General features: G+C 44.2%; 12 protein-coding genes. 3 read left to right on the top strand and 9 right to left on the bottom strand.

From position 1 onward, the window contains the following. Positions 1–25: 25 nt before the first annotated feature. The 5 genes from AC07M6_RS01490 to AC07M6_RS01470 form a co-directional block, all read right to left on the bottom strand. Positions 26–3277, bottom strand: coding sequence for a SusC/RagA family TonB-linked outer membrane protein (locus AC07M6_RS01490; RefSeq protein ID WP_494886975.1), 3252 nt, complete (start codon positions 3275–3277; stop codon positions 26–28). Positions 3278–3346: 69 nt separating this feature from the next. Then, positions 3347–5542, bottom strand: a complete 2196-nt coding sequence (locus AC07M6_RS01485) for a fasciclin domain-containing protein (protein WP_494886973.1) — start codon at positions 5540–5542, stop codon at positions 3347–3349. Between the two features lie 440 nt (positions 5543–5982). Beyond that, positions 5983–10338, bottom strand: coding sequence for a hybrid sensor histidine kinase/response regulator transcription factor (locus AC07M6_RS01480; RefSeq protein WP_494886972.1), 4356 nt, complete (start codon positions 10336–10338; stop codon positions 5983–5985). Between the two features lie 194 nt (positions 10339–10532). Further along, positions 10533–13202, bottom strand: a complete 2670-nt coding sequence (locus AC07M6_RS01475; RefSeq protein ID WP_494886971.1) for a carboxypeptidase regulatory-like domain-containing protein — start codon at positions 13200–13202, stop codon at positions 10533–10535. Beyond that, complete coding sequence (locus AC07M6_RS01470) at positions 13199–14164, bottom strand: GLPGLI family protein (protein WP_494886970.1); 966 nt, start codon at positions 14162–14164, stop codon at positions 13199–13201. Before AC07M6_RS01470 ends, AC07M6_RS01475 begins: the two co-directional genes overlap by 4 nt. A gap of 495 nt (positions 14165–14659) precedes the next feature. Here AC07M6_RS01470 and AC07M6_RS01465 point away from each other — a divergent pair, with 495 nt between their 5' ends. Continuing rightward, complete coding sequence (locus tag AC07M6_RS01465) at positions 14660–15517, top strand: hypothetical protein (protein ID WP_494886969.1); 858 nt, start codon at positions 14660–14662, stop codon at positions 15515–15517. A 7-nt stretch (positions 15518–15524) separates the two neighbouring features. Here AC07M6_RS01465 and AC07M6_RS01460 read toward each other — a convergent pair whose 3' ends face one another. Together AC07M6_RS01460 and AC07M6_RS01455 are read right to left on the bottom strand one after the other, a co-directional pair. Next, positions 15525–16619, bottom strand: a complete 1095-nt coding sequence (locus AC07M6_RS01460) for an AI-2E family transporter (RefSeq protein ID WP_494886967.1) — start codon at positions 16617–16619, stop codon at positions 15525–15527. 45 nt (positions 16620–16664) lie between these two features. Beyond that, positions 16665–17537: a nucleoside phosphorylase gene (locus tag AC07M6_RS01455; RefSeq protein WP_494886966.1), complete on the bottom strand. Its 873-nt coding sequence runs from the start codon at positions 17535–17537 to the stop codon at positions 16665–16667. Between the two features lie 76 nt (positions 17538–17613). Between AC07M6_RS01455 and AC07M6_RS01450 the strand changes: the two genes are divergently transcribed. Further along, positions 17614–18267 carry a CatB-related O-acetyltransferase gene (locus AC07M6_RS01450; protein WP_494887627.1) on the top strand — a complete coding sequence of 218 codons (654 nt, stop codon included), beginning with the start codon at positions 17614–17616 and terminating at the stop codon, positions 18265–18267. A 221-nt stretch (positions 18268–18488) separates the two neighbouring features. After that, complete coding sequence (locus tag AC07M6_RS01445) at positions 18489–18662, top strand: DUF6496 domain-containing protein (RefSeq protein ID WP_494886965.1); 174 nt, start codon at positions 18489–18491, stop codon at positions 18660–18662. 138 nt (positions 18663–18800) lie between these two features. On the opposite strand, the gene AC07M6_RS01440 is transcribed toward AC07M6_RS01445, so the two are convergent. Together AC07M6_RS01440 and AC07M6_RS01435 are read right to left on the bottom strand one after the other, a co-directional pair. After that, positions 18801–19316, bottom strand: coding sequence for a DUF2911 domain-containing protein (locus tag AC07M6_RS01440; protein ID WP_494886963.1), 516 nt, complete (start codon positions 19314–19316; stop codon positions 18801–18803). Positions 19317–19368: 52 nt separating this feature from the next. Next, on the bottom strand, positions 19369–21438 hold the full coding sequence (locus AC07M6_RS01435; protein WP_494886961.1) for a M48 family metalloprotease: 2070 nt from the start codon (positions 21436–21438) through the stop codon (positions 19369–19371). Positions 21439–21446 lie beyond the last annotated feature (8 nt).

Raw genomic sequence — 21446 nt, 5'->3', positions numbered from 1 at the left:
ATCAGTATTATTCTTTAGTCAATCATTAAAATCCTATCACCAGCCCCAGCGCCAGGTTACGTGTTGGCGGCGTCATTGAATTATCGGTAGCCACGCGGAACGGATCGCTGCCACGCACCGATACTTCCGGATCCTGCCCGGTATATTTTGTAAATGTGATCAGGTTTTCAGCTGTTACATAAGCGCTCGCGCTTTTGATCCCCAACCGTGCCGCTAAACTTTTAGGGAAGGTGTAACGGGTGGTGATGGAACGCAGACGGATAAATGAGCCATCTTCCACATAGCGGTCGGATCCCAGCCAGTTATAGCCATCATTCCACAGCGCGCGGGGCACATCGGTCACATCGCCCGGGTTGCGCCATCTTTGTAAAACTTCGGTGCTTTGGTTGTTGAAGCCATACATATTGCTGGTCAGCATACGGGTACCATTCACAATTTGGTAACCGAAACGGTAGCTGAAGAAGAAGGTCAATTTCAGATTGCCTTTATAGGTAATTGTAGGGCCAAAACCACCGGTGAATTTAGGGTTGCCGTTGCCCAGGTACACCACATCTTTATAGTCGATATTGCCATCGTGATTTACATCTTCATACTTAGCATCACCGGGTTTAAATACATAATCGGTAGCCGGATAGTTAAAGCGCATTTGCAGCGGCACACCATCTAAACCTACAATAGGTTTGCCTGTTGCATCGGTAGCAACTGTAGCCGAAGCATCTGTATACACGCCCTTGTACCTGAAACCGTAGAACGAGCCAAACGGGTTATTGATCTGCAATAGGGTTTTGTACTGTCCGTTAGTGGTGATATCGCCCTTGGTGCTTGGATAAAATTCGGAGATCTTACGGATGATGTTGGTGTTATTAGCAATGTTGAAGTTGAAATCGACCGCTACATTTTTGGTTTTCATGGCAGTAGCGCTCAGATTAATTTCCCAGCCCTGATTGTCCATGGTACCGATGTTCATGTTAATGGTGCTGAAGCCCGAGATACCCGGCAGTTTAAGTCCGTTAAAGAACAGGTCGGTAGTACGGTTACGGTAAACGTCGATATCTACGTTAATGCGGTTTTTCCAAAGGGCAAAGGTTAAGCCAAGATCCTGGCCGGTAACTTTTTCAAAACGCAGGTTATTCAGCTGGATATTTTGCGAATACACCGCCGGTGAACCCAGGTAATCCCAACTATAATTGCCGTATAAGTTATAAAACGAGTAATTATTACGCGGATCGTTACCACTTTGGCCGTAGCTGGCGCGTAAACTTAGATCGTTAAGCCAGTCTACCTTTTTCATAAAGCTCTCGCCCGAGATCCTCCAACGGGTGGAGATAGACGGGAACAAACCCCAGCGTTTTGACGGACCGAACTTGGAGTTACCATCCAGACGTAAACCGGCGTTAACAATGTAACGGTCTAAAAAGCTGTATTGCCCGTTAAGCAAGGCAGCTACACTGCGGGTTTGCGAAAAGCTTGACGCTAAATTTTGCACCCTTGATGATACCGAAGGATCCTGCAGGTATACCGACGCCGAGTTTGACGACTGCGCCTGTAAAGAGGTTGACTTATTATCATTTGACATGAACGATAGCAAGCCCATCAAATCGTGCTTTTCGCCCAGGCGCGGGGTAAAAATAAAGTTGGTTTTGGTTTGTACGCCAAACTGGTCGGCATCGCCATCAAAGGTATTGTTTACGTCAACGTCATTCAGTGGCTGGCCGGTGGCTATCTGCGGTAAAAAGTTTTTGTTTTTGTTGTTATTGATATCAAACTGGATATCAAAAGTAGAGCGGAATAAACCGGGAATGATCTCGTACTGGATATTAAAGTGAGGTACAATACGCTCGCCCAATACATTGTTTTTCCCGGCAGCCAGCATAGCCACAGGGTTGAACGTGCCCGGGTAAGTGCCTTGTATGTTTGATAAAGGCGACAGGTAATTACCTGTATTGATACCTGCCGTATTGATCTCATAAATGCTCATATTCGGCATTTTTTGATAGGCGATACTGCGGGCATCATCATTATAAGCCCTGTCCAGGTTAGAGTGGGAGTAAGAAATATCCGTACGGAATTTAATGCGGGTTGATACCTCATAATCCAGGTTGATACGGGTGGTAATACGGCCCAGATTAGTGCCCATAGTAGTGCCCTTTTGCCCCAAATAGCTTACCGAAGCAAAATAACGGGCCTTTTCGCCGCCGCCTGATAAGGAGAGGTTATGATCGTGCGTAATACCGGTGCGGGTAATGGCATCAATCCAGTTGGTGTTAGAGCTGTAGTTATTGTAATAGTAGCGATCGCTGGGATCGTACTGAAATTCTTTTACGGTTTGTGTGTTTAAAGGGGTACCGGTGCGGTTCATCACCTCTTCAGGGATCAGTTGCGAGTATTGATTACCCGTTAGCATTGGGATAGCCTGTGGTTGCCTGGCGCCTGTAATCCTAAAGGTGTAAGTAACCTGCGGCGAGCCTACCCTGCCGCGTTTAGTATTAATAACCAATACGCCATTGGCCGCGCGTGAACCCCAAACGGCCGTAGCGGCGGCATCTTTCAATACGGATATATCCTGAATATCGGCCGGGGCAATATTCAATAACGCTGCGTAGCCCTGCTCATCGGCAGTACCAAAGTTAAAATCGGATGGTATCTCGGTTTCATAAGGCATCCCATCCAGCACAATGAGCGGATTGGTTGACCCATTGATGGTAGAGGTACCACGGATCCTGATCTGCATACCGGCACCGGGATCACCCGAATTGGCAGCAATATCTACACCCGGTAAGCGGCCCTGTATCGCCTGATCAATAGTAGCCGACGACATTTCTTCAATGTCCTTAGCGCTTAACGACGCTACTGCCGTGGTAGAGTTACGGCGGTCGATAGTTAACAAGCCGTTATTGGTGGTTTTATTAGCTACAATGGTTACATCAGATAAAGCGTTTGATGTTTGCTCCAGTTCAATGTTAATCGTAGTCCGTCCCTGCACATCAACTATCAGCGTTTTATAGCCGATCAGTGAAAACGAGATCCGGTCTTTCGGATCTTTTAACTTTAGCGCGTAATTACCGTTTAAATCGGTAGCTACGCCGGCAACGGTACGTTTATCTTTATCAATTTCTACAACGGTAACCCCTATCAGTGTTTTTTTATCTTTTTTATCGGTCAGCGTACCACGGATGGTAACCGTTGCCGGGGCTGTTTGAGCTTTTACCGCAGTAATGTGCATAGCCATTGCCGTTATGACACTGAAGAAAAGAAGACGGGTAAATATTACTCTCATTACAAAGTTTTTATTTCAGGTTTAGTAATGTTACCGGTGGTGCCGGTAGCTTTATTTAGGTTTGACATTTTAATTGGCATTGAACTTTAAATAGCCGTTCAGCAGGTGGATCACCGCGCGGTTTGATAAATTATTGCTCGATGCTGTGTTTACCGTAACCGTATTGCCCAGCATATCCGTAACCGACATGTTGTTAGGCACAGTGTTAATCACGGTCATGGTTGTTGGGTCGCCATTGGCTTTTTGCAGCAGTGTTAAATAGCCGCCATCCTTCTTTCCATCGGGAACTACCGTTGCTTTTTGGATGATATGATATCTGATGAAATTGGCTATCTTATCCTTGCTTGGCTGATCGGTTGGCGCTGTTGACGCCGGCAGGTAACCGGCTGTGATGGCCGCATCTATTGCCGTATTGGTTGGTGCAAGGATGGTGTAGAACGATCCTGCGGTAGTACCCAGTATCTCGCCGCTGGTAGTGTTATAAATGATGGAACCTTTCAGGTAATCCACAAACTTTTTGTACGGCGAATTGGTTTGATTGGCCAGTGCTTCTAAATGCTTACCTATAGCCAGGGTCGATTCGGTCATTAAGCCGTCGATAAAATATACCGTACCGTTCTCGGTAGTGCGCGATCCCGTTACGTTTAGCTTGATATTAGCATCCTGGTTACCGGTCGAGAATACTTTGTTGCCGCTCTCGTATTTAATATACTCGCCATCATAAGTTTCTACAATGCCGGCACCCTGCAAGCTTGGATAATCGGCTTTAACTACCTGCATATTAATAATGCGGTTTAGCTTGTCCAGCGCCGAAGAACCTGATAAAGCGGTACCCCCACCCGGTGGCGTATAACGCCAGGTAGTAGCATCCAGATCGTACGACCAGCCTAATGCCTTCATAGTAGCATCCGAGGTTAAAAACAGGGTGTACTTTAAGCTGGTATTAATAATATTGGTTTTCAACGATGCACTTAGCGCCCGCGTCATTAACGAGTAGTTGGGGTTTAAATAAGCCCGGCCAAACACACTGCTGAACACATTGGCGTTTTGCACTTTACTGGTGCCGTAGAATACGCCGTTGCTGAGTACTTGTTTATCAACCACATCTACATCCTTGTTAAATAAGGCGCCTTGTCCCTGCCCGTTAGTGGTGGTTGCAAATTTGCTTGGCCAAACGGTGGTGTTAAACATGTGCGCGTTCAGGAAATCGTACATGATCTGTTTCGGCAAAGCATCCAGCGATGGATAAAACTCCAGCAGTACGCTATTGATATAGTTATTTAACGCCGTGTTGGTTGGGGCAAACATGGAGTAGCCCTCCATCTGGCCATCGTTATCGTCCAGCTTCAAATAGTTCTCGTTATTGGGCGAGTAAGCCAGACCGGCATCATAAACCTTTATGTAGATATTATCGGCAGATCCGGTATTATCCTTATTTTTTTTGGTAGCATCGGCATTGATGATGTACGACACCATGTACTTATCAAACAGCGATTTAAACACGCTGTACTGGGTGTTTGAAGTAAGGTACTGATCGATACTTGGTAGCGGCGCAATCACCCGGTTAATCTCGTGGATCACACCGTTCTCGGCAATGATATCCTTGTTAACAACCTGGGCGCCGGCCACATTAAAGCCGGTATAGGTATTATCAGGAAAAAAGAAGTTGTAATCGGCAGCGGTAAGGTTTTTAGGTGTTAAATAACGATCAAGAAAGTATGGGATATACTTATTGTTATTATCGGCAGCGGTGTAGTAGTTAGTGCCGCCGGTATTGTTACGGTTAGAATTATAGTATTTAATGGTTTGCCCGTTAACAGTAGTGGTTTGCGCGGCATCGTAATAAGCGGTGCGGCGTTTAAAAGCCAGGTTAGGCACCCAACCCGATGCTGCCTGGAAATCGGGCAGGCGGTCTGTTTTAAAGGCGTTAAAAACCAGGCTATATTTAACAATGGCTGTTGCGGTGGCCACATCAATATCGGCCGCGCTGGCCAGGTTTTTTTGTTTTAGATAAAGCGCGAAAGCGGCATCGTTAGGTGCAAACATGGTCCAGTAACCGGCCTCGCTCAGGATGGTTTTATAACCGGCCTTATCTATACAGGCCAGCAGACTGGTAAAATTACCCTTTGCCTGTAATTGCTGATAGATGGCCGGGGCCAGGTCGTCAGGGCGGTCATAACGTTCATGAAATTCCTTTTTAGTACAGCCGGACAGTACTAAAAAGGTTAACAAAAACACAAGTGTACTTTGTAAAGTTCTCTTCATAAATAGGCATCAAAAAAATTGGTTACAGCCGTGGTAGCAACTGTATTTGTTGAATATCTTTAGCAGATACACGGCAAAAGCTTGCCCATATTTGGATTTGATGATGCGCTAAATGAATAACTCATTACAATTCCCTGTTCAAAATTTCACTGGTATTTGCTGTTTATAATTGTATAGCAAACGTAGCCTATAAACAGGGTGCGGTGTTTTTAAAAATTGGTGAAAAGTTTATAAAAATTGGTAAAAATGGCGTTTTTAGGCGTAAAAATGGGATTTACACCAGGTCATGCTGAGTTATTAAATCCCGTCCGGACTTTGATGACAAAGGGCATGTCATCCTAAGCTTGTCGAAGGATGCGTGCTGTGGCCCTGCCCACCATGGTTCGACATGCTCACCATGACACCCTGAGCTCAATCTGCCATGCTGACCTGGGATGTTTTCACAGTTGCTTTTCTTTCAGCTGTTTTAAGTATTGCGAAGGGGTTTGCTGATATTTTTCTTTAAAGCAGGTACTAAAATAAGCCAGGCTGGTAAAGCCTACTCTATACGATATTTCGGAGATATTAAACTCGCCCGAATCCATGAGTTGCAGGCTGCGCTTCAGGCGCATTTCCTTTACAAACTCTACCGGGGCCATGCCGGTAAGGCTTTTTAGCTTTTTATAGAAGGTGGTGCGCCCCAAACCAACAGATGTAGCTACTTCGTCGATATTAAACTGCACATCGGCCATGTGCTGCTCTACAATTGCTATTACCTGTTTCAGCAACTGTTCGTCTTTGGATGTGATCAGGACCTCGCCCGGCGCCAGCTGTACCACATTTTTATTTCCGATAAAGCTGTTAAATAATTTCCGGCGCTGGCGGATCAGGCTATCAACCAGGGTAATTACATGGGCGGTATTAAAAGGTTTGGTCACATAAAAATCGGCCCCGTATTTAATGCCTTCTATCTGATGCTCTACCGATGACCGGGCGGTCAATAAAACCACGGGGATATGGCTGGTAGCCAACTGGTTCTTAATAGCGTCCAGCATGGCAATACCATCCATATTGGGCATCATTACATCGCTGATGATCAGATCCGGGATCAAATCTGTAGCTTTTTGCAAACCAATAGCCCCGTCTTCGGCCATTTCTACCCGGTAGTGCGCACTGAGCTGGTCGCTTAAAAATTTCCGCAATTCTATATTATCTTCTACTATCAGCACTAAAGGCATACCATCAACCGCAGCAACCGGATCAATATCCTTATCGGTATCATTCAAAACAGCCGCCGGTAAATTGTTTACCTCTGTTATATGTCCGGGCTTCACAAAATCCACCTTTTTTTCATCAAAATGATCTTTGCCCGGTTTCAGGCAAATCGTAAACGTCATACCCCCGGCCGGGTTATTGGCAGCCCTGATACTCCCCTGGTGGCTATTGATCAGCTCTTTAGAAAAGGCCAGGCCAATGCCGGTTCCCTTTGGTTGATTGGGCTGATTTGAAGCGCCTTCATAATAAAGCTTAAAGATCTGTTCCAGTTTATCTTCAGGCACACCCGGGCCTTCGTCAATTACTTTGATACAGATCTCCTCCTGCTGTTCAATAACAACCGTTATATTTTTCCCGGCGGGAGAAAACTTAAAGGCATTAGCCAGCAGGTTATAAACCACAATATCAATTTTCTCGGCATCAACCCAGGCCATCAACACCGGGCTCTCACTTTTAAATGTCAGGTTGATCTGCCGTTCATGCGCCAGTTCGGTAAAATAGTTTAAGGTCTGTTTAATCAGGGCAATCAGGTCTATCTCTGCTACCTGCAAGCGGGCACTGCCGCTTTGCAATTTCCTGAAATCAAGCAGTTGATTGATAAATCTTACCATGCGGTTGGCATTTTTATTAGCCAGGCTAACATGTTCCCTGCCTTTCTTTGATAACTGTTCGTGGTTCAGCACCTGCTCCAACGGGTTAACGATCAGGGTAAGCGGCGTCCGCAACTCATGCGATATATTGGTAAAAAACTGCAGTTTCAGTTCGGCCAGTTTCTGTTCAACGGTAACACGGTTACGCAGGCGTATCATGGTAAAAATAATGCGCCGGGCTATTTCAATAGCTATGCCCGCCAGAATAATATAAATAAGGTACGCCCAGTAGGTTTTCCAAAACGGAGGCAAAATGGTGACCGCCACACTCCTTTCGGGCGTATTTTTAAAAAGATAACTGCTCACGCTTTTAACCCTGAACGTATAATTGCCGGGGGGCACATTGGTGTAAACCGCCTGCCGTAAATTCCTTACCTGGTTCCATTGCTTATCAAAGCCTTCCAGCTTGTAGGCATACCATATTTTGTGCGTTATTTTATAATCCAGCACCGTATAATCGATGCTGAACAGGTTTTGGTTGTATTTCAGCTCTACCTCATTCGTATGATCGATAGCATATTTAAGTGGCGAACCCGGGTTTGCCGGTACAATGCTTTTATTAGCGATCTGGAAATCTGTAAGCGCGATATTGGCGGTATTGGCGCTGCTTGCAACATGCAGCGGATCAAAAGCGATAAAACCATCACCACAACCGATATACAAATTACCTGAGGCCGACCGTACAGCCGCGGATTCGGAAAAAGGTGTTTGCGGCAGGCCGTCGTCGGTATTATAGTTTTTAAATACTTGCGTAAGCGGGTTAAATTCGGACAGGCCGTTTTCGGTAGCCAGCCAAAGGTGGCCGCGGCGATCGCTGGTAATGCTCAGGATAATATCGTTAGGCAAGCCATTAGCCGTGGTATAAACCTTAAAACTTACTTTATCCTGCAGGTTAAAATTGGTGATGGCTTGCTGCAGGCCGCCGCCGAAGGTGCCCAGCCACATGGTGCCGCCCGCATCGCGGCAAATGTATTGTACATCGTTATTGCCTAAAGACGCAGCATCGCCGGGCTGTTTGGTATACCGTTTAAAATTGAAGTTACTGATCCCCTGATCGGGGTTAAAAATAACCAGGCCGTTGGTACTGGCAATCCATATATTCCCTTTAGGGTCTTCCTGCAAATGCCGGATGCCGTTAGCACGGGCCAACTCATAATTCCTGAACGCGTTCTTCGGACTTTTAAAAGTGACCTTGTTGCCATCACGCACTACCCTATTTAAACCGCCGCCAAAGGTACCCAGCCAAAGCCGGCCTTTATGGTCTTCAAATATGGTGTAAATATTGTTATTGCTGATGCTGTTAATATCTTTAGGATCATTAACATACGTTGTAATTTGATAATGCGCCGAATCATTTTCCAAGGGCCTGGCCTGTATGAGTCCTTGTCCCTTGGTACCCAGCCAAATCGTTTTGTCTTTGCTCTCGTAAATGCAGTAGGCCTTTAGCTGGTGCCGCGGCGGCAGGTTAACCAGCGGATCGCTTAAACGAATGCCGTTTTTATACAAATAAATATGCCCGGCTTTGTTGCCAACCCAAAGCCGGCCGTTATGATCTTCGCAAAGCGCCCTTACCTCGTTGGTAGTTTTGGTAACCGAACCCTGATCGATCAAATATTGTTTAAATACATCGGGCTGTAGGATTACCTTGTTAATTCCCCTGTCGTACCCGCTAAACCACAAAACGCCGGCAGGGTCGGCGTAGATCACGGTCACCACGTTAGAGAACTTTTGGTCGGGAGAACCCGGCTCATTATGGAAATATTCTACCCTGTCAGCAGCGCGGTTATAATAACCAAAGCCCCCCTCTACCATACAAACCCATAAAACATGATAAGCATCTTCAAAAGCCTGGTAAGTAGTATGTATGGTTTTGGCCTCGGCATCCTTTTTTTGGGTAAACAGCTTATAGGTGGCATTAGCCGGATCATATTTCAGAATGCCCCGTTCGGGCTGTATCCACAGCAGGCCATACCTGTCCTGGTAGATCTTGTTCAGTTCCTTATATTCCTTTATCCTGAAACTAAGCTGATGCTTAGCGGGGTTATATTCAATCAGCCCTTTTCCTGCCGTGGTGAAATACAGCGAATGGTTCTTTGCATAATAAACCGCATTGATAGCTGTGCCGGCCACCAGGTCAACCGTGCTGATGTTTTTCGACCGGAGGTTGTAGCTGAAAAGTTTGCCCTGTTGGGTACCCAGGTATATATCATCGCCATGTTGTGTAATGCAGGTAAAAGATTGATCGGCGTATAAGCCCGGTAGTTTTACCTGATCGTAATTACCCGCGCTTGCTTTTTTCAGGCAGTAAATCCCTGCCGAGGTGCCCAGCCATAGCTGCTTCCGGCTATCCTCAAATAAAAAATTGATCTCATTGTTATTGAGATGAAAATTGCCTTTTTCCGCCTTACCGAATGCTTTAATAATGGGCAGATCCTGCCTTGCCGAATCGCCGTAAGCACATAAAGCGCCATGCCCTGCCGAGAGTAGCCAGGTATCGCCGTTGGATACCGGTACAATACGGTCTACCACTATATTTTTTACAAACCGGGGGGCGTGTAAGCCCTGTATGGCTAAAAACTTTTCGGTCTTTTTGTTAAAAAGGTAGATCTTATTATCAAATGTTTTTATCCACAGGTAGCCCTGCTGGTCTTCAGATATCAGCCTGATCTTATTATTCTCCAGGCTTGAATTATCACCGGGCATGCCTTTGTAGGCCACAAATGTGTGCCCGTCAAAGCGGTTCAGGCCGTCCCAGGTACCAAACCACATAAAGCCCTCTTTATCTTTCAGGATACAGGATATGCGGTCGTGCAGCAGGCCATCCTCGGTAGTATAATGTTTAAGGTTGTACTTGGGCTGCGCAACTGCTGGTAAAATGCACGGCATAGCCATAACAAGCATGCAGCAAATACGTGAAACCAGGCGTGGGACGAGCATGAATTACCGGGATTATAATTGAATGGTAAATATCGTTAATAAAGCAGGATGACTGCAAGGAAAAGTTTACAGCCACCAGAATATTACGTTTAAATACAAAAGCCCGCCCTTTTGGGGCAGGCCTTTAGCAACTATAATTAACTGAACACTTACAAATTAAACATCACCTTAGCCAGCACTATCCTTCCGGGGATAGTGTAGGTGCTGGAGGTATATACGTTGGCGGATAAATATACCGCGGTGTAATTTTGAGTATTAAACAGGTTTTGGGCTGTTAACTCAATATCCAGCTTGGTTTTGTTGAATTTGTAACGCAGGGAAGCATCGGCAAACATGTACTTCAGATCGGCTGAAGCGGCCTGATGGGTATAGTAATGATCGCCGGAAAGGCTGCAATACAGGTTGTTAACCGGCGAGTAATATACCGATGCCGTTTGTATCAGGCGGTCAAACTTACTGCTGGTTGCTACCGCTGATGATTTACTGGTAGTTTCGCTAAAATTAGCCTTATAGCTAAAATTCACCTTTTGGCTTACTTTGGTATCGGCACCTACGCCAAAATTGGTTGATACGGTTTTGTAAGGTAAGGTAATACCGTTTTGTATTTGATTGAGTTTAGTAGTGGCATAACCTACGCTTGCGCTAAGTGTAGTGCGCAAATCAAAATTATATTTGCTAATGTTCCCGCCAAAGTTCCAGGTATCAATATTATTATCAAAAGGCAATACAAGGCGTTGTGTGATATTGTTGTTCAGGATACTGGAGCTGATGGTATTGGCATAGATATGACTATAGGTTGCATTCAGACTAAAAAAGAACAAGGTGATAGCTTTATGATAGTTAAACCCTAAACCTGCAGTTTGGCTCTGGCGCTCGGTCAGGTCGGCATTGTTAGACATGATGCTGCGGTAATTGGTCAGGATAGATCCCCTGTAAACATCCTGTATGTTACCTATCTGATTCCTGAAACCGTAGTTCAGCGTAAAGTAATTCTCGATACCACTTTGGTATTTCACCGAAAGGCGGGGGTTAAAATACAAGCGGGTAAGGCTTTCATCCAGCTTATAATGCGCATCGTTATAAGTGGTGCGTTGCAAACTCAATGGCAGCGTGGCGCTTATTTTCACAATCTTACCCGGCAAATCATACTGCGCTTCGGCGTATAGTTTTTGGCGCGTCCAATCCAGGTTATTGCGGGCGCTGTCTGCAACCAGGTTATAGGTGTTATTTAGCTGTGTAGCCGTCAGGTCGGATGTCAGCGTTTGCGATTGCAGGCTGAAACCCGCTTTATAACTCTGCGTAATGGTACGTGGTATTTTGTATGATATATAGTTATTGGTAAACCAGGTAGGGATATTGGTATTTTGCGTGAGTAACGAATAGTTAGTACCATGGTTAAATATTAACGGGTTGAGGTTAGGCTCTATCACACGGTTCTCGGGCTCGTTAGTACGGTTGATGTAACTGTACAGTTCAATGATATTATTGGATTTAAAGGTATTCATGTAACTCAACTGATTGCTGAAATCGGCCAGGTTATCCTTAAATGTTTGGTTAAGCGGCACGTTATTACTGATCAATGCCGAATACGATGAATTATGGCTGTAATCTGCCGTAAGGCTTTCGTTTAAATAATACTTATCCTTATTAATGTTCACCAAAAACTGGCCGTGCAGTAAATCGGGACGGCGGTTATTACGCTGGATTTCACTATAGCGAACGGTATCCTTTGGCAAATAGATCTCGCTGAACTTACGGTAATCCTGGCGTTGATCATCCCTCAGGTATGAGAAATTGGTGCGCAACTGTACTTCCTTTTTCAGGTTAACCAGATTATTCAAATTAATGATGCCCGATTTATTGAACAAATACCGGTTACGTGGCAGGTCGGGATCGCCGGCGGTACCCAGGGATAACACGGTGCCGGGTTTATCATTATCAATACGCGCCAGGTAATCACCCATATTGTGCGATACCAGATCGTTACTGATATCATAACCTGTGTTATTACCTTTGATGTAATTGATAGCCTTGTATTTATCTTTAAACATCATAGCGTTCAGTTCGGCGTAGTAGTTGCCAGGTAAGCCGGCCCCTATTGTCTCCTGCCCCACCAGCTGCAGTTTAGCATCCTTTTTCATGGTAAGGTTAAGGGCCACATCTTCGCTCACCACTTTATCCTTCAGCATTTTGATAGGCTGATGATTTTCCATCACCTGCACCTGGTCAACCACACCGTTAGGGATGGTGTTGGTGGCTATGTTATATTTATCATCAAGCAGGTTATCGCCGCCGATGTATAGTTGTGATATGGCTTTACCGTTATAACTGATCTTGCCATCCTTGGCTACATCAATACCGGGCAGTTTTTTAATTACATCGCCTATCACCCTATCCTGCGGACTACTAAAATCAGACACCTTATAGCTCAGCGTATCACCGCTGAGGCGTAACCGTGGGTTTTTATTTTTAATAGTAACCGTTTGCAGTTGCTGTACAGATGCCGAAAGTTTAAAGTTATACGGTGTGGTAAAACCGGTAACCGGCTTGCTTTCTTTTTTAAAGCCTACACAGCTTACTTCCAGCTTCAGTGCGGTTTTATCGGCATCGGCAGGTACCTGCAGGGTATAGGCCCCTTTCTCGTTGCTGGTAGTGTAGGCTATGATGAGATTGCTGCCGCTTTTAAGGTTGATGCTGGCAAATGACACGGGCTTGCCCAGGCTATCTAAAACTATGCCTTTAATGCTTTGGGCATGACAAAGCACTGTCATCAGCATCCATAAAATGAATACTCCAGCCCATTTATTTAGGGTACTCATTTCTTTTCGGGTAGTTCTAAAGGGTTGTTAATTACCGGGCCGTTACCGCTTACATTTACCTTCATAGAAGTAGTGGGTGCACCGGCGCCGCCTCCCTGAACAACACGCATGCCGCCGCCGTTCATGCCCGAACCGGCCATCATACTGTTCATAAATGCCTGCGGGTCCTTTTTCATAGCGGCTAACAAATCGTTATATTGCTTTTCGGTGGTTTTCACGGCATTATCGGGGATTGCAATTACGTTAGGGTCTGTATCATCATCCATGCCACCTAACTTAATAACTGTTGTTCCCATTGAAACGGCTGGCGTAGCCGGTTGTGCTGCTTTATCAGTTTTTACCGCGGCTTCCATGCCATCAAACTTAAATTCCACTTCCTTTTTTGCATCATAAGCTTCAACAATTAAGCCGGGTAAACCGCTTAACTTCCACGGACCGGCGTGGAAGGGCAGATCGGGACAAAACCAGGCTGTATAATCGCGGCCTTTAAAATGAGCGGTAGCTTTTTGACAGTGCAGTGTACCAAAACTCATGGTATCGGCGCTGATAGTCCATTTGATCAGCGGCATCGGCTCTTCTATTTTATAATTGGTGATCAGCAGTTTCTCTTTGCGGATCATTTTATTCTCCAGCGGGAACTGGTAAATTTCTGTTGATGTAATACCACCGCCGGTACGTTTAATGTTGATATTACCAGGCATGCCACCGTTAGCGGCAATTTGGTCGGCTACTTGCTTACGCACCATCGCGTCCTGCAACTTACGGTCATAGCTTTTATAGGCGCTGGCGCTTTGCCCCAAAAACAATATCATATTTTCGGTATACGGTTTATCTTTAGCAGTGGTATCGCGTAAGTGCGAAAACTTATAGTGTACTACGGCTTTGGCGGTATCCGTTTTTTGTGCTTTCACTGCAAAGACGGCAAGTAAAGCAACTGTTAAAGTGAGTAGTCGTTTCTTCATGACTTGTGATGTTTTAGTTTAAAGATATCCGGGGATGATCAAATTTTAATTATACCCAAATATAGAAACGAAAATTCCGTATACGAAATTTTCGTAGATATTTAACATATTTTAACAAAACAAGCTTTAGATTAACATACCGTACCAAATTTGAGTATATGAATAACAGGATAGTTTTTAATCCCCGCCAACATTTGCACCGGCGAATACTAAATCACATATTTTGACCGAACGCATTTTGTACAAAAGTATCTTTTTACAGGCAGCCAAAACAATAAGGTTTTAATAATATACGGTCTTTTTATCCGTGTATTCAATGGGTTACCGCATTTATTACAGTTGTATTTTTTCGACAATTGTATTTTATCAGTTTCCATGATAAATGTAGTTTTGGATAATTAATAACAATGCAGAAATAAATATACATTTAGTCAAAAATACTAAGGGTTTATGAAGATAATGTGAGTTTGATATAATCATATCCAATAGTTTATTATGCGCGATTACAGTTCTATAAGTCCATCGGCTAAAACCCTTTTACTGCTGAAGGGCCTTACTGATATCCCTTTTATTGCCGATGCGGTGGAGCTGATTTGGGGCAGCAGCGCCATAACTGCGCTGGATAACAGGATCAGGGACGAGGTTTTTTTAAAACGGCTACTCCACTTTGAATTACGTTACAAATCAATTGATCACCTGCTGGAAACACTTGGCGGCCATAATATATTAGAAATATCCTCCGGCTTTTCGTTCCGCGGGTTACACAGAGCGGTTAACAACCCTGCGGTAACTTATATTGATACCGACCTGCCCGAAGTAATTGAAACCAAAAAACAATTGACCGAACAGCTGATCGCGCAGCAAAACCTCAGCTTAAAAGGCACCCTGCTCACCCTGCCCATGAATGCGCTGGACGAAGACAGCTTTATAGCGCATATCGGCAAATTGCCATCCGGACCTGTAAATATTGTTAACGAAGGCTTACTGGTTTACTTAAATACTGAAGAAAAAACCCGTTTATGCCAAATTATTCACCACATTTTATCCGAACGTGGCGGTTATTGGATCACTGCTGATATTTATATCAGAAAGGATATTTCTGCATATACGGCAAACGATCATTTCAGCGATTTCCTAAAGGCGCATAATGTAGAAGGTAATAAATTTGAAAGCTTTACCCAGGCCGAACGCTTTTTTAACGGGTGCGGATTTAAGATCCATAAAAAGCCGGAAAGGATTTCCGGACAGCTATCAGCCTTAAAATATATTAACCCGGCCGATATGCCCGACCTGCTAACACAAGCCGCCAAAATTGGCCGGATCAGGGAAACCTGGGCGCTGGTACCTATGTAGCAGCCTCTTATTCAGTCTTCATCTTTTTCTCTGCTGCCGCTTTGTACTCGTATTCGCCGCCTAATAAAAAGCCCCATGGTTTCAAGCTCTCTATCCTGTCGAATATGATCTTCAGGATAGCAATAGCCGGGATAGAGAGGAACATACCCGACAGGCCCCAAAGCATTTCGCCAATGATGATCCCTAAAAAAGTGATCAACGCGTTAAGGCGTACTTTTGAGCCAACCACCATAGGCAGTATTACGTTAGAATCTATGATATGGATACCCAGTACGCTGACAGCTACGATAATGGTATTGCTAATATTGCCGGTGGCAAAAGTAATTAACGAACTAAGCAGTAGCGCCGTAAAAATGCCGATATAGGGGATAATGTTAAACAAGCCCGTAATAATGCCCAGTAGCAAAAAGTATTTTACGCCCACAAAGTAAAAAATGGTGCAGGCTGCAATAGATACGATCAGCATCTCGATCAGTAAACCTACTATGTATTTCCGGATGATATATTGTACATTCTCAACAATATCAAACACTATGTTCGAGTTTTCTTCGCGAAATACCCATATGAAAAAGCGGAGTAACAGGCGCCTGTAAAGCAGCATAAAAAAGGTAAAAATGATAATGAACGCGTAAAACAAAAGCAGCGATGATACCGCGCCAAAGGTTGTGCTCAGTACGCCGGGACCATCAGCAATAATATCTTTAGTAGTTTTATTTACATATGCAATTTGCTTGTAAGAACTGATATGGAACTGATCCCTGATCGCGCGTCGTATCGTTCCCACGGTTTCCAATACCTGCTTTTGTAGCTGGGGCCAGTCGTCGCTTAGCACAGAAATTTGTGACCCTACCACATAGGTGAGGCCTGCAATAAACAGCACTACTAAAATAATGGATAAAAACGCCGCTATACTACGCGGCAAGCGGAATTTCCGTTCAAAAAAATTGCAAACAGGCAGTAACAATATGGCAAACAGCAAACCGAACATCATAGGGTCCAACACTTCCTTACCCAGGATAATGAGATAGCCGAGCGCTATTATCCCGATAAGTACCAATGAAAGCCGTTCGTAAAAAGGAGCGATAAGTTTTTTTGTAGTCATGCGGATGATTGATCAGGGGTTTAACACTAATATACACTATTAGTTTTAGGCCGATACTATCCGCTTCAGTATTTGCCCGATAAATTTATCCATAACCCCGGCCGGGTCTTTACTGAACACGTGATTGGCGCGGTTAGCCAGTATAACGTTAAAAGATATGGCCTGATGACCTAAGCTACCGGCCAGCCCATATATGCCCGCGGTTTCCATTTCCAGGTTGGTAATACGCTCGTTATTATAATTAAATTGCCGTATGGTACCCATCAGCCCGGGGGTTAAAGATTGCGCCCTCACCTGCCTGCCCTGGGGCGCGTAAAAGCCCGGCGCGGTAATGGTTATACCCTGCGGCAAATCACTTGCCAATGATTGCAATAATTTTGCTCCTGCTGGGGCAAAATAAGGTTTTAAGCCATAGTTAGCAGGTAGGGCCGACTTAAATGCATCCAGCAACTGCTGTTCATCAACGCTTAAATTTTGCAGGTAATAGTGCATCAGCGCATCCAGTCCAAAAGCGGCCGATGATACCAGTAATTCATCCACTGGTATATCCGCCTGTACCGCGCCCGATGTGCCTATACGGATGATATCCAGGCTTTTCAGTTCGGGATTTACTAACCGGGTTTCAAAATCGATATTGACCAATGCATCCAGCTCATTAAAAACAATATCGATATTATCGGTACCTATACCTGTTGACAGTACCGTTAAGCGCTTGCCGCCCAGGCTGCCCGTGTGGGTAATAAACTCGCGTTTGCCTTTTTTTAATTCAATGGTGTCAAAGTACTTGCTCACCTCGCCTACCCGGTCGGGGTCGCCTACGGTAATAACGGTATCGGCTACATCGCCGGGTAACAGGTTAAGATGGTAAATACTGCCGTCGGCATTCAGTATCAGGTCGGTTTCCGAAATTCTTTGCATGGTTATATTTTCATGGGATATTCAAATATATGTTTTTTTAAAACCGTACATTTATTAAAACATCAAACAGGTTATGATGCCACACGGCCCTGATCCCAAAGCGCTGTATCCCATGAAGGATTACCGCAAGCTAATTTTCCTTAAAAATATCATCACCCGCAAAAATATTGAAGTTGGCGATTATACCTATTACGATGATGTCGACGATCCGCTGGGGTTTGAAAATAACGTGCTGTACCATTTTGATATGCTGGGCGATAAGCTGATCATCGGTAAGTTTTGCGCCATCGCATCAGGCGTTAAGTTTATTATGAACGGCGCTAACCATCAGATAGAACCTATCTCCACCTTCCCCTTTGCCATATTTGAAAATGGCTGGGAAAAGATCAATGAGGGTGTTGATCTGAAAAAAAAATACCCGCATAAAGGCGATATCATTATTGGTAACGATGTTTGGCTGGGGTATGAAGCCTTGATTATGCCGGGTGTTAAAATAGGTAACGGGGCCGTAATAGCCAGCAAATCGATTGTGACCAAAGATGTACCCGACTATGCCATTGTGGGGGGCAACCCCGCCAAAATCATCCGCAAGCGCTTTGATGATGCAACTATTGCCCGCCTGCTTAAAATTGCCTGGTGGGAATGGCAGGCCGATGTTATCACCGAGCATTTAAGCATCATTAATTCGGTGGATGTGGATGCGCTGGAGACTGTTGGTTTAAATAATTGAGGTTTTGGGCTAAAGCCCCGGTCTTTTCAATCGCTCTCCGTTGGCTAAAGCCAACGGCAATGAATATTTATATAAATCCTTCTTTGTTTTATCTATCCCATTCATTGCCGTCCCATTTATGGGACGGAACAAGTGCCGCATTTATGGGGCTTTAGCCAAACAAACTCCAGGCATATTTTGGCAAATATTTTGCTTATAAATAACTATTAAACACCTTTATTATGGCAAAGTATTCAGAAAAAGCAGGAGAAAAGGTTGAAAAAACCATGCACGAGATGAAAGAAGGAAAGCTAAAAAGCGGCAGCGGTAAAAAAGTGACCTCTAAAAAACAAGCCGTAGCCATCGGCTTATCCGAAGCGCGGAAAGCTGGCGCTAAAGTGCCGAAAAAGGATTAAAAAAAGAAAGCCGCGTTAAGCGGCTTTTCTTTTTTTAATAATATGTCATTGCGAGGTACGAAGCAATCGCGAACTATACAGATCGGTTCTGCAGATGTGCGATTGCTTCGTACCTCGCAATGACATGGTGTTTTTTAATTACGATTTCACATTGAACGATACCAAGGCATCGCCCCATACGAATGAAATCTTGCCCGATTTTTCTACAGAGAATTTAAATCGCTCGGCAAATTTCTTAGCTTTTTGGGTTTTAACTGTAAACTTAAAAAGATCGCCGTCTTCATCGTGATTAGTACCCCAGTTTGTTGTGTTTTTGTTAATGATGATCACCCATTCATCCTCGCCAGGGATTGACCAGATGCTGTATTTACCCGCAGGTAACTCATTACCTTCAATTTTAACATCTTTGCTAAAAGTAATGGCTGTTTGCTCGTTAGCGCCTGTGCGCCAAAGCTTCCCGTAAGTTGCAATTTCTTTACCCAGGGTGCGGCCCTTAATACCGGGTTGGCTATAGGCAATAGTAACATCTACGCCACCTTTTATTGTGCCTCTAACAGTATCCGGCGGACTTGGTTTTTGCTTAACTTGTGCCGATGCGCCAATGGCTGTAAACATTAAGCCAGTGATTAATGTGAGAAAGAATAGTTTTTTCATTGTTTGCAGTTTTAACGAAATTAGTTAATATAATTTTTATTCATATAATTTATTATTCAGCCAATTGTAATTTAAGCAGCTGCTTTTTATGAGAAAAGTAATGATCATCCACAATCGCAAAATAAGCGCTTAATGCTTTGTTTAACGTGCCAATAGCAACTTCATTGTACATACTGGTATAATATACCAGGTTTTTCCCTAAATAAGCCTCAATAGCTTCCTTATACTCGGGCAATATGGATGTGCTGTATAAATGGTCATCCAGCAAGGTTTTCATGTGTGGTTTAAAATCCTTTTCTAAAGCGTATACCAAATCCAGTGTATGTTCAATATCATTAGGATGCATGTTGGTATAAATGGGGCTGATGGTATCTATCAGCTTTTCATACCTGGTCAAATTAGCTATAGTACGCTGCTGGCAGGCAAAAAAATCATTGTAAGCATCGGCTATCTTTTGCGGCTGAGCAGCATGGTGATAAAAGTACAGGAACATTTCCTTATCCGTTTCCTTTAGCTGATCTTCGGTTTCGGCAAGTTCGGTTTGCAAATACTTTTCAATGTTTGGCGCATCAATTTGGTTGTATTTTATACCTTTAAAATCAAAGGTTTTCACCTGGTCGCCTTCGTAAATTGCTTTTACGGTAGCCATATCCCCTTTAATCCCCTTAATGCGCGCGGGTAAATTAATGCGTTCATCATTCAGCCATTCGTTAAAGCTGATGTTTGTTTTTTGATATGGCCGGGCTGTCAGTTCATCTATATCAAATTCGGTTAAGTAGCGCCCGTCGTGGTAGCCTTTATACGCTTTGCTATAAGAATTTTCCTCGGTTTTTTGATCGAATATTTGTTTAGCGGTGGCCGTATCGATCACGTCGTAAGGTTCGGATACACCTTCATACACCATATTGCTTAAACGTAACTGCAACTCTTCCGGATGGTTAAACAAACTCCAGGCTGGCAAATCGGTTGTATCGGTAATCACGTTAATGGCGTTTAAGTGCTGCTCCCGCTCGTCGATAGAGGGGTGCGACGACCATTGATCGGCAATTACTATTTGGGTATTATTCAATACCGCCAGTTTCTTATCTATCATGGGAATCCCCGCCGCATCGGCCTGCAATTGGTTATTGGCAGCAAATAAGCTCATTACTGCTACGTGCTGCGGATAAATATTATCCGGGCGCTTTTTATCCTTGGCCAGTATATTTAGATAATTAAATGTACTGTCGTAACATACCTGGGATAGTTCTATACGGCGTAGTGAGTTAATGGTGTGATTGGATCCGGTAACATAAGCCGAAACCGCGTCGGCATGGAATTCCATCTCGCGCGATAGCTTGAGGTAACTGCGGTTAACTACAACGTATATTTTTTTCAGCAGGGCCTGTATACCTTTAATAACCTGTATGTTAATGTAAATGCCCAGCCTGATAAATGAATGGACGTTACCAAGCGTATTTAGGGTTTGCGCATAGCCTTCGTTATCATACAGCATATTATAAATAACACGGTTCATGTTATAAGTATAACTGCCAAATTTCATGCTCCGCTGCGAAAAATGCCCAAACTCGTGGGCCATTACAGCCTTAAACTCCGACAGGTTTAAGCAATTCACCAGGCCCAAACCTATCTGCAAATTCTTTTTCACCGGGAAAAACATGCTCCAAAAGGTAGAGTTATAAAATACACCCGCATTAACATTTGCTGTAAGGAAGATCTTTTTAGGGAAGGGCGACTGGGTTTCGGTAGTCAACTGCCTGATAAAGGCGAACAGTTCGGGTTGCTCCTGCGCTGTAATTTCAAGCATGCCCGATACGTCGGTTTTGTTGCTTTTAAATATAAACTTCACCAAAAAATAAAGCAACATTACGCCGGATATGATGAAGCCCGCCCCTATTGCCAGCGTAACAAAACTGGGATAAATATACATTAACCCTAAACCTGCCCCACCAAATGCAATAGCAATGGCCATGGCGCCTATCAGCATTAACACATAAACTACTACAAAAAGCAACATGGCCAGTGTTACATTCACCACACTTTTTTTAAATGTTGCCGATGGTTTAATTACCTCCGGGTCAACATTTACCGGCATAGGCGGATAGTTGATAGGATTATTCATGAACGTTT

This window comes from Mucilaginibacter sp. GW821-FHT07H05 (genome assembly GCF_059418485.1).
The sequence above is the reverse complement of the archived record's forward strand: the minus strand, read 5'-3'. Positions and strand labels throughout refer to the sequence as shown.